General features: G+C 58.2%; 7 protein-coding genes and 1 pseudogene. 6 read left to right on the top strand and 2 right to left on the bottom strand.

From position 1 onward, the window contains the following. Positions 1 to 729 (bottom strand): VOC family protein (locus HXO69_RS04570; RefSeq protein WP_296545581.1); only part of this gene is annotated, 729 nt, incomplete at its 3' end. 147 nt (positions 730 to 876) lie between these two features. On the opposite strand from HXO69_RS04570, the gene HXO69_RS04565 reads away from it, so the two are divergent. From HXO69_RS04565 to HXO69_RS04540, 6 genes and pseudogenes are all read left to right on the top strand, one after another. After that, positions 877 to 3879 carry a UvrD-helicase domain-containing protein gene (locus HXO69_RS04565; RefSeq protein ID WP_296545579.1) on the top strand — a complete coding sequence of 1001 codons (3003 nt, stop codon included), beginning with the start codon at positions 877 to 879 and terminating at the stop codon, positions 3877 to 3879. A gap of 460 nt (positions 3880 to 4339) precedes the next feature. Beyond that, the gene (gene sucC, locus HXO69_RS04560; RefSeq protein ID WP_105360621.1) at positions 4340 to 5506 is read left to right on the top strand and encodes an ADP-forming succinate--CoA ligase subunit beta; all 1167 of its coding nucleotides are present in this window, start codon (positions 4340 to 4342) and stop codon (positions 5504 to 5506) included. Positions 5507 to 5535: 29 nt separating this feature from the next. Then, positions 5536 to 6453 carry a succinate--CoA ligase subunit alpha gene (sucD, locus tag HXO69_RS04555; protein ID WP_005508195.1) on the top strand — a complete coding sequence of 306 codons (918 nt, stop codon included), beginning with the start codon at positions 5536 to 5538 and terminating at the stop codon, positions 6451 to 6453. A gap of 104 nt (positions 6454 to 6557) precedes the next feature. Further along, the gene (locus HXO69_RS04550; RefSeq protein ID WP_296545577.1) at positions 6558 to 7841 is read left to right on the top strand and encodes a hypothetical protein; all 1284 of its coding nucleotides are present in this window, start codon (positions 6558 to 6560) and stop codon (positions 7839 to 7841) included. A 101-nt stretch (positions 7842 to 7942) separates the two neighbouring features. After that, positions 7943 to 8089: pseudogene (locus HXO69_RS04545) on the top strand (succinate--CoA ligase subunit alpha); the annotation flags it as partial. A 235-nt stretch (positions 8090 to 8324) separates the two neighbouring features. Then, positions 8325 to 9251, top strand: coding sequence for a hypothetical protein (locus HXO69_RS04540; protein WP_049338365.1), 927 nt, complete (start codon positions 8325 to 8327; stop codon positions 9249 to 9251). 170 nt (positions 9252 to 9421) lie between these two features. Here the strand turns inward: HXO69_RS04540 and HXO69_RS04535 are convergent, their stop codons facing one another. Then, positions 9422 to 10636 carry a VIT1/CCC1 family protein gene (locus tag HXO69_RS04535; protein ID WP_296545575.1) on the bottom strand — a complete coding sequence of 405 codons (1215 nt, stop codon included), beginning with the start codon at positions 10634 to 10636 and terminating at the stop codon, positions 9422 to 9424. Positions 10637 to 10816: the final 180 nt, after the last annotated feature.

Below are 10816 nucleotides of genomic sequence, written 5' to 3'. Positions count from 1 at the left end.
ACGCTCCGCCTCAGGTATAGCCGAGAGCTGCTCCCAATAGTAATCAATCTCCTCCTGGATACGGCACGAAAGAACTACCGAAACTCCCGGCGTGAACGTGAAATCGTGGAAAGCACCAGAATCAGCAGCTGCCAGCCAAGTGCCCTGCAGGTTAATGTCGGTGAACATGACCGCATCCGATCCAAAGGGGGCGCCCTCCGGGTAGTGATACAGGGTTCCGCGGCGGGCATCGTCAAAGATAGAAAGCCAACTGTTGGTGGCTTCTTCTGCATTGCCGTGATTCTTGCCGCCAAACATGAATGAGGGGATGACGAAGGGGCGCGGGTCGCCCTCGGGGTTGGTGAGCATCAGCTGCCAGGTCATACCGAAACGGTCACGGACCCAGGCGTAGCGGGGAGAGAAAGGGTACTCGCCCAATTCCATGAGTACACCGCCGCTGCTCAGCTTTTCGTAGAGTTCATCGAGGTATGCTCGCGCTTGCTCCTCGCCACCGAACAGGAGCGGGTCAAAGTTCAGAATGCAGCTGATGGACTGGTTCGGGGTGTACCGGTCGTCACCGTTGATGAGCGTGAGCTTGAAACCGTGAATGCTGATAGTCGCCGTGAGCCCGGGAACCTGCTCGGTAATGGAGGCGTTGCGGAAAACCTCGGTGTAGAATTGCGCGGCTTCATCAGCGGTGCCGTTGCACCACAGGGCGCATGACAGGGTGGGGGTTGCGGTCTGAGTCATGCGGTCATCCTAGCACGGGGAACCTCGGATACAGAGGCACCGCTACCTGTGAGAGATGGGCGGCCGGGTGACCGAACGGGTGGGAGCCGCGGAGTAAATGCGGTAGCATGGAATATCGAACGTGTATTCTAGGCAGCGAGGTAGACGATGAGCGACAAGCCCGAACAGCAGAAGCAGCCCTTCACCGAACAGGACGGCCTCTTTGCTGCCGAACTCGTCACCCCCGCAGCACCCGCACCGGCTGACCTTGCACCGGCTGACGAGCCGCCCTTCGATCCCTACTACGACGTACCCCCTGCCGAGGACGACTACTACGCCCCTCCCATGGACGCCGCAGTGATGGACGCTCCGGTGATGGAAGCGCCCGCACAGGACGTACCCGCAGCCCTGCCTACCGGTATGCCCGCCTACGGTACCCCTGCTAATAGCGCGCCCGTTCCTGAACCCGGCGTGCCCGCAGCCTTCACCGCCGCAGACCCGCTCGGCGACTTCATGCCGCCCGCCTACCGAGTCGGCGGCTACGGCGAGGACTTCGACCCCGCTGACCCCTACTGCGAACGTGCCCACAGCCTCAATGCGGTGGACCCCGCCTCCCTCACCGCCGGGCTCAACGAACGCCAGGAAGAAGCCGTGCTGCACTCCGGCGCGCCCCTGCTCATCGTTGCGGGCGCCGGCTCCGGCAAGACCCGCGTGCTCACCCACCGCATCGCCTACCTGCTCGCAACCCATCGCGCGACCCCCGGCCAGATTCTCGCCATCACCTTCACCAACAAGGCTGCCGCCGAAATGCGTGAACGTATTGAGGCGCTGGTTGGCCCGCGCGCCAAGCACATGTGGATTTCTACTTTCCACAGCTTCTGCGTGCGCGTGCTGCGCCGTGAGGCCGCCGCCCTGGGTTTGAAGTCCACCTTCACCATTTACGATTCGACCGACTCGCAGCGCCTGCTGAGCCTCATCATTAAAGAGCTCAACCTGGACCCCAAGAAGTTCACCGCCAAGGCCGTGGGCAACCGCATCTCCGGGCTGAAGAACGAGCTGGTCAGCGCCGAGGCGTTCGCATCCCGCGTGGCCTCCGATAACCCGTACGAGAAGACCATCTCGCAGATCTACACCGTTTACACGCAGCGTCTGCGCGCCGCCAACTCCCTCGACTTTGACGACCTGATTGGCCGCACCGTCTTCTTGCTCAAGAAGTTCCCCGAAATCGCGAACTACTACCGCCGCAAGTTCCGCCACATCCTCGTGGACGAGTACCAGGACACCAACCACGCCCAGTACCAGCTCGTGCGTGAACTGGTCGGCGCCCACACGAAGGCACCGGCTGACCGCGGCCCCTACCCGGACGCCGTGCCCCCCGCCGAGCTGACCGTGGTGGGTGACTCCGACCAGTCCATCTACGCCTTCCGCGGCGCGGATATCCGCAATATTACGGACTTCGAGAAGGACTACCCGAACGCCCACACGATCCTGCTGGAACAGAACTACCGTTCCACGCAGAACATCCTCTCCGCGGCGAACGCGGTCATCGAACGCAACCCCGACCGTCGCCCCAAGAAGCTGTGGACCGCCTCCGGTGCGGGCGCGAAAATCATCGGTTACGTCGCCGAATCCGAGCACGCCGAGGCACGCTACATCACCCGCGAAATTGACCGCCTTGCCGATGAGCACGGCGTGCAGCCCGGTGACGTCGCAATCTTCTATCGCACCAACGCGCAGTCCCGAACCCTCGAGGACATGCTCATGCGTGCCGGCCTGCCCTACCGCGTGGTCGGCGGTACCCGCTTCTACGAGCGTAAGGAAATCAAGGACGCTCTGGCGTACCTGCGCGCCCTGAGCAACCCCGATGACGACGTGAACGTGCGCCGCATCCTCAACGAACCCAAGCGCGGTATCGGTGCCAAGTCTGAGTCCGTGGTGGCGGAGTACGCGAGTGCGAACCGCATCTCCTTCTACGCCGCCGCACGCCAGACAGCCGACATCCCCGGCCTGGGTGCCGCCGCGGTCAAGAAGTACGCCGAGTTCGTGCGCCTTATGGACGACCTGGCGCAGATTGCCCGCACCGAACCCGCCGCAACCTGCCTGGAAGCGGTCCTGGAGCAGACCGGGTACCTGGCGGCTCTGCGCGCCTCTAAGGACATTCAGGACGAGTCGCGCGTGGAGAACCTCTCCGAGCTGCTCGACGCCATGGTTGAGTTCGAGACCGAGAACCCCGGCGCCGACCTGGAGCAGTTCCTCGAACACGTGGCGCTGGTTGCCGATGCTGACTCGATCCCGAACCGTCCCGCCAGCGCGGAGGGTGAGAACGCCTCCGCCGCACAGATTGCCGCCGAAGCTGCCGAGGCGAAGGCGCAGGGCATGGTCACCCTCATGACCCTGCACACCGCCAAGGGTCTGGAGTTCCCCGTGGTGTTCCTGACCGGCATGGAGCACGGCCTGTTCCCGCACCAGCGCGCCCTGACCGACGAGAAGGAAATGAGCGAGGAACGCCGCCTTGCGTACGTGGGTCTGACCCGCGCCATGGAGCGCCTGTACCTGACCCGCTCCGAGACCCGCACCATGTGGGGCAAGAGCCAGTTCAACCCGCCCTCGCCCTTCCTGGAGGAGATCCCGGAGGAGCTGATCGAGTGGAAGCGCACCGCCGGTTTCTCTGGTTTTGGTGCCTCCGGCATGGGCGCGTACGGCGCTCGCGGCGGTGGTTCCTATGGAGGCAGCTCCTACGGTAGCTCGTACGGTGGCGGTTACTCGGGCGGTTCGCGCTCCGGATACAGCTCCGGCTACGGTTCCGGCGGCTACTCGGGCGGCTACGGCTCGGGAGGTTACAGCTCCGGTGGCTCGCGTGGCTCGTACGACCCCTACGAGTCCCGCCCCGCACGCCGTTCCGAGCCGTCCACCGCGGATATTAACGGCTCGGCAAGCTACGGGCTGGCGGCGGCTGCCGCCTCCTCGAAGGTGACGAACCGCTCCCGCGTGCACCAGAGCAAGGAAATCCCGACCCTGGCGGTCGGCGATACCGTGCGCCACACCAAGTTCGGTGAGGGCCGCGTGCTCGCCGTTGAGGGTAGCGGCGATAAGACCGTGGCGAAGGTGCGCTTCGGCTCGGAAGAGAAGCGTCTGCTGCTGCGTTACGCGCCGCTGGAGAAGGTGAGCTAACGGGTCAGGGCTGAGAACCTGATAGTACCGATGGAGGGGCGGGTACCTGCGGGTGCCCGCCCCTCTTTTGTGCGCTGTACCGGGCGTGTTGTCCGCCTGGTGAGAAAGGCCCGGATGCTCTTCTGCGCGCGGCGGTAATGTCGCGTTTTCGCCGGTATTTCGCGGCGGATGGGGCGCCGCGTGCTCGGGTTAGTTACCCGGTACGCAACCTTTGGGTAAAACGTACCCAAAATATGTGTGAGCTGAGTCGCTAAAATCCCGGATTTTGGGCTCTGTGAGTGCGAGCTCACGCCGAATCCGATAGAGTAGAGACGAGAGAAATTCCCCGCGTCAATGATGCGTGTGCGCCGGGTGCGAGAGACCCCTATCGCACCGTACCGGCCACACGGGGGAACCTCCTCTAATGAGACCAGGCCGAGTGCACCAGTACTCGGCACCACTTCGAAGAAGAAGGACACCTGTGGACCTTTTCGAATACCAGGCGCGCGATCTCTTCGCAAAGCACGGCGTACCCGTGCTCAAGGGCATTGTTGCGACCACCCCTGAAGAAGCAAAGGCAGCAGCTGAGGAAATTGGCGGCCTGACCGTCATTAAGGCTCAGGTTAAGACCGGCGGCCGCGGTAAGGCTGGCGGCGTTAAGCTCGCAAAGTCCCCCGAAGAAGCTTACGAGCACGCTAAGGCAATTCTCGGCATGGACATCAAGGGCCACACCGTTCACCGCGTGCTGGTCGCTGACGGCGCAGACATCGCCGAAGAATACTACTTCTCCCTTCTGCTGGACCGTGCAAACCGCTCCTACCTGGCAATGTGCTCGGTAGAAGGCGGTATGGAAATTGAGCAGCTCGCTGCTGAGCGTCCCGAGGCACTGGCAAAGATCGAGGTTGACCCGCTGGTTGGCCTGGACCAGGCTAAGGCTGAAGAAATCGCTAAGGCAGCAGGTTTCTCCGCAGAACTGCAGGAGAAGGTTGTTCCCGTTCTCGTCAAGCTGGGCGAAGTCTACACCAAGGAAGACGCAACCCTGGTTGAGGTTAACCCCCTCGTTCTGACCCCCGAGGGCACCATCCTCGCCCTGGACGGCAAGGTCTCCCTGGACGACAATGCAGAATTCCGCCAGCCCGAGCACGAGGCTCTCGTGGACAAGTCCGCTGAGAACCCGCTGGAAGCTAAGGCAAAGCAGTTCGACCTGAACTACGTGAAGCTGGACGGCGAGGTCGGCATCGTTGGTAACGGTGCAGGTCTGGTTATGTCCACCCTGGACGTCGTTGCATACGCTGGTGAGAACCACGGCAACGTCAAGCCCGCAAACTTCCTTGATATTGGTGGCGGCGCGTCCGCTGAGGTTATGGCTGCTGGCCTGGAAATCATTCTGGGCGACGAGCAGGTCAAGAGCGTTTTCGTGAACGTCTTCGGCGGCATCACCGCATGTGACGCAGTGGCAGACGGCATTGTGAAGGCTCTGGAGATTCTGGGCGACGCAGCAACCAAGCCCCTGGTTGTGCGCCTGGACGGCAACAATGTTGCTGAGGGTCGCCGCATCCTCTCCGAGGCGAACCACCCGCTGGTTGTTCTGGCTGAGACCATGGACTCCGGCGCTGACAAGGCAGCAGAGCTCGCTCACAAGGCGTAATCGCCAGCAAAGGATTTCAAGGAAGTAATATGTCTATCTTTGTGAACAAGGACTCCAAGGTCATCGTTCAGGGCATCACCGGTGGCGAGGGTACCAAGCACACCGCACGCATGCTCGCAGCAGGCACCAACATTGTGGGCGGCGTGAACGCTCGCAAGGCTGGCACCACCGTCACCCACAAGGCGAAGGACGGCTCCGACATCGAGCTGAACGTGTACGGTTCCGTAGCTGAGGCTATGGAGAAGACCGGCGCGAACGTCTCCATCGTCTTCGTTCCCCCGGCCTTCACCAAGGCAGCAGTTCTCGAGGCTATCGAGGCTAAGATTGGCCTCGTCGTCGTCATCACCGAGGGCGTCCCGGTTCAGGACTCCGCAGAGTTCTGGGCAGCTGCTAAGGCATCCGTGGACGAGAACGGCAAGCAGATCACCCGCATCATCGGCCCCAACTGCCCCGGCATCATCTCCCCCGAGGAGTGCCTGGTTGGTATTATCCCGGCGAACATCACCGGCAAGGGCAAGATCGGTCTGGTCTCCAAGTCCGGTACCCTGACCTACCAGCTGATGTACGAACTGTCCGACATTGGTTTCACCACCGCTATCGGTATTGGTGGCGACCCCATCATCGGCACCACCCATATCGACGCTCTGGAAGCTTTCGAAGCTGACCCCGAGACCGAAGCAATCGTCATGATTGGTGAGATCGGTGGTGACGCTGAGGAGCGTGCTGCAGAGTACATCAAGGCAAACGTGACCAAGCCCGTCGTTGGTTACATTGCAGGCTTCACCGCTCCTGAGGGTAAGACCATGGGCCACGCAGGCGCTATTGTCTCCGGTTCCTCCGGTACCGCTCAGGCGAAGAAGGAAGCTCTGGAAGCAGCAGGCGTGAAGGTCGGTAAGACCCCCTCCGAGGCTGCAAACCTGATGCGCGAAATCTTCGCAGCGAAGTAGTTTATAGCCTAGCTATATAAATGACCCCGGTAGATAAACATTCAGTGTTTGTTTGCCGGGGTTATTTTATTCTCTATTAGCTTTTAGTTATAAGGAGTGCAGGAATGGATATTAGTGTAGAGCGTTATCATTACCCGATTGGGCAAGGTACTTTTAGTGCGCAAATAGTCCGCAGCTCTGAGAAGCAGTATGTATGCGTTTATGACTGTGGATCAATTTCTAAAAAAGATGTTGAAGGTTGGGTTAAAGATCTTCGACATAAGGAAGGTAGTTCAGAAAAGCCTATAATTGATCTTTTAGTTATTTCACATTTGCACAATGACCATTGTAATGCAATAAAATATTTGTGGGAGCAAGGTTTTTCTATCAAGAAGATTGTAATTCCTTATGTAGATTTGATTGGAAAGATTGTAATTACTTTGGAGAATTCATGGCGAATTAAAAATATGTCATCATGGGATTCATGGGCCAAACATATACTTCTCCCTTATATGGTTTTAGGGACTGAAGAAGACGAGCGAATGTCTGATTTTTTCAATGATATAGAAATTGTTGAATCTACGGATGTCGTGGATCACGATTATGTTGCAATACCCTCGAATAAAATTTATTTCTTGAAGGCTGTATCTACTGTATGGGAATTCCTTCATTTCTCTTTGGGGTTTGGTGCGGAGACTTACAGCACCGGGATTTTTTATAATGATTTTAAAGCGAATGTTCGAAATAATCTCGGTAAAGATGTTAAGGATATAGACATCTTGGATTTAAAAGATAAAAGTAAACTGGAAAATCTTAAAGAAGCATATAGGCAGGCTGTTAAAACTGTAAATGCATGGTTTTCTGAAAAGCCTTTTGATGTCGGGGATTTATTTAACGCTTCTTCAATTATTCTATATAGTGGGCCAGCGGGGGTCTTGAATAAAAAGACTGGTTCTAATAAGAGTTGCGTCGAAATTAATAGAGAAAGTAAGGGGCGGAACTCTCAAATTGACAGAGGGAGTATGTTGAATTACGAGGGATTTCATCACAAGGTTTCCGCTAGTAATACCAAAACTATAGGTGGTTGGCTGGGTACAGGTGACGCCCTTTTGGGAGAAACGAAGAATGTTGAAGAGCTCAAGGCTAAGCTAAGTCAGGAAAGAATAAATCGTGTTTGGGCTTTGACAGTTCCTCATCATGGCGCATGGAAGAATTCCAGCGATGAATTTTATGGTTTATTTTCTGCTCCCAGGGTAGAATGCATTATTCATTCAGATCCGGACCATCAAGGTTACAAGCATCCTAATGTTCAGACTAGAGAAGCAATTGCAAGAAGGGGTTTCACTGAGGTTCTTGTATCAAAAGATCCAGAAACTTATTATTATGAGAAATTGAGATTTATTGTTTGATAATAATTTTATTAGTATGTATTTTGTGTTCATGTTATGGATAATAACTTATATTGCGGTGGTTTATGGATGCCTCGTGTATTTCTAAGTACAGCTGTCTGACCATGGGCCACGCAGGCGCTATTGTCTCCGGTTCCTCCGGTACCGCTCAGGCGAAGAAGGAAGCTCTGGAAGCAGCAGGCGTGAAGGTCGGTAAGACCCCCTCCGAGGCTGCAAACCTGATGCGCGAAATCTTCGCAGCGAAGTAAACAGCATAAAACGCGGCAGATGCCGGTAGTCGTAGAGACTACCGGCATCTGTGCTTTTAACGCGCCGCCAGTGCCCGCAAATATTGCACTAGAAAGTAAGATTGTGCACACAGTGCCGCAAAAATATGTAAGTACGACCATAACCTTTGTATACTGGAGTGCATTGAGCCTAGTCAGAATCACTTTCTGAGCGGCTCCAAGAAACACCAAACACTCACAGGAGATCACCACACTCATGACCCAGCCCATCTCTCGCCGCACCATCGCCAAGGCAGGCGTCTGGTCCGCACCCGTCGTCGCAGCCTCCGCAGCAGTGCCCGCCTACGCAGCATCCAAGGAAACCCCCGGCGTGCAGTACGGCGTGTACGTCAGCGTGCAGAACAACGGCGGCTACGTCGGCTACGCATCCTCCAACAACACCGGCACCATCAACCCGGCAAGCCCCGAGGCACACTTCACCGCCTCCGGCACCCCCGACTCCGACATCAACTGGGACGACGCAACCTCCAAGCCCAAGAGCGCAACCTACGTTAACGGCGAAGGTAAGTTCACCCCCGTCACCAACTCCCAGACCGGCGCAAACGGCGCGTACATGTCCTCCAGCGGCTTCTGGTGGTCCGTACCGACCAAGGACACCGCAACCGGCACCGGCTACATCCCCGGAAGCAGCGTCACCCTCGCAGCGGGCGCGACCTTCGTAACCGAGGTTGAGTACACCGTCTCCGCCAGTGCCCAGTCGCTCCTTAAGTTCGGTAAGATCAACGGCCAGGCATGGGCCCCCTCCGGTCGCAAGCTGACCGGTAAGACCACCGAACTGGTAGCCTCCGCAGGCCAGGCAAAGTACCTGTCCGTGGCGCAGACCGCCGGCACCTGGACCGCAGAAGTACCGACCGTCACCAAAAACTCTGATGGCACCTACACCTTCAAGGGTCGTATCGTCTACACCACCAGCAAGGCGTACACCATGAAGCAGTCCGGCACCAAGTACTACAGCCAGACCAACTTCATGCCGGCGCAGCTGCGCTTCCCGGCAAACGACGGCTGGGTTTCGTACAAGCAGACCTCCAGCGTGCAGGTCGCTAACCTGACCTACTCCGGCAATGGCGCGACCGGCTCGGAGAGCGTTTCCGGTCAGGCCACCACCGCGGAGATTCACCCGTAAATAGGGCAACCCCTCATGTAGGGTAAAAGCGTATAGAAACCCCCGGCGGGTGATTTCAAATCACCCGCCGGGGGTTTTCTACGCTCGGGATGCACGGCTCAGGGGAGAGCGCGGAACATGCCCGAGCGGCTATATACAACTTGTTGAAAGCCTATTTATGGGGTTCTCGATTAGCCAACCGTCGTGCCGAACGCCAGACCCAGCAGGTAGGTCACAAACGCCGCGCCGAAGCCAATTAGAATCTGGCGAATACCGCGCTTGAGCGGGGAAGCGCCCGAAAGCAGACCCACCACGCCGCCGGTGAAGCCCAGCGCCGCACCCACAAACAGCAGAGACAGCACCATCGCGAATACACCCGACAAGCCAAAGATATAGGGCAGAATCGGAACCAGTGCACCCGAAGCAAAGAACGCAAACGAAGCAGCGGCGGCACCAATATCGGTACCCAAAGCCACGTTCTCCTCACGATCCTCATCCTCGCGGTGAGACAGCGACGGATCGCAGTCACAATCCATGTAGCCGAAACGCTCCATCGCACGGTGATGCGCCGCGTCCGGCTCCATGCCGCGGGCACGGTAAATCAGCTCCAGCTCGTTCGAATCCAAATCCAAATCGTGCGCAACACGCAGGGTCACCTGGGTCGGCTGGGAGGCATCCAACAGCTCACGCTGAGAACGAACCGACACGAACTCACCCGCAGCCATCGACAGCGCACCCGCCAGCAGACCCGCAATACCCGAGAGCAGAACCATCGAGCTGGATGCACCCGATGCGGTAATACCCATAGTCAACGCCAGGTTCGAGACCAGGCCGTCGTTAGCACCAAAGACCGCCGCACGGAAATTACCCGATAGCTTCTCCCTGCCGCTGGTCGCCAGGGCACGGATAATTTCCTCGTGAATCGCCTCGTCAGCCGCCATTTCCTCGGTGGCGTCCGGGTCCTCAGCGTAAGGGGAGCGGGACTCGGCGCGCTGAGCCATCGCCAGAATAAACACCGAACCGAAGTTCTTCGCCAAGAACTGCAGTAGCTGAGACTGCATGGACGGGCGCACGTGAACATCCGCGTGTTCGCCGAGCATGTCACGCCAATGCTGCTGGTGACGCTTCTCCGCCTCGGCAACCTGCAGAAGAATCTCGCGGTCGGTACCCTCGGCACGGCGAGCCAGGTAGCGGTAGATGCGTGCCTCCGACTCTTCATCGGCAAGGTAGCGGCGCCAACGCTTAATCTGCGTGGGGGAGGGGGAAGTAACCGCACTGTGGCGGGTCGGCTTGTGCTCGGTCGCCTCAGCTACGGTCCTTTCAGCCTCGGCCGCGTCAGCCTGAAGCTTCTCGGCCTGCTCGCCGTACGTGTCTTCGCCGTGCTCGTGCGTCGCGTGCGTGCTCATATCTCTCTTTCCGCCGGATGCGGGTCGCGCCGGGTATCTCCCGGGCGCGCAATCATGCGTTCGATCTGTGTGTTCTGAGTTGATCAGTGAACCACTGTAGAGCACTCCGAACAGAAAATCTAGGACGGCCTAACCCGGTGTTATTGTTCGCCTCAACGTACTTTGTGATACCGCACGGAC

Source organism: Rothia sp. (in: high G+C Gram-positive bacteria), assembly GCF_015265375.1.
Classification (GTDB): domain Bacteria; phylum Actinomycetota; class Actinomycetes; order Actinomycetales; family Micrococcaceae; genus Rothia.
Note: the sequence above shows the minus strand (reverse complement) of the source record. Positions and strands in the feature narration are given on the sequence as shown.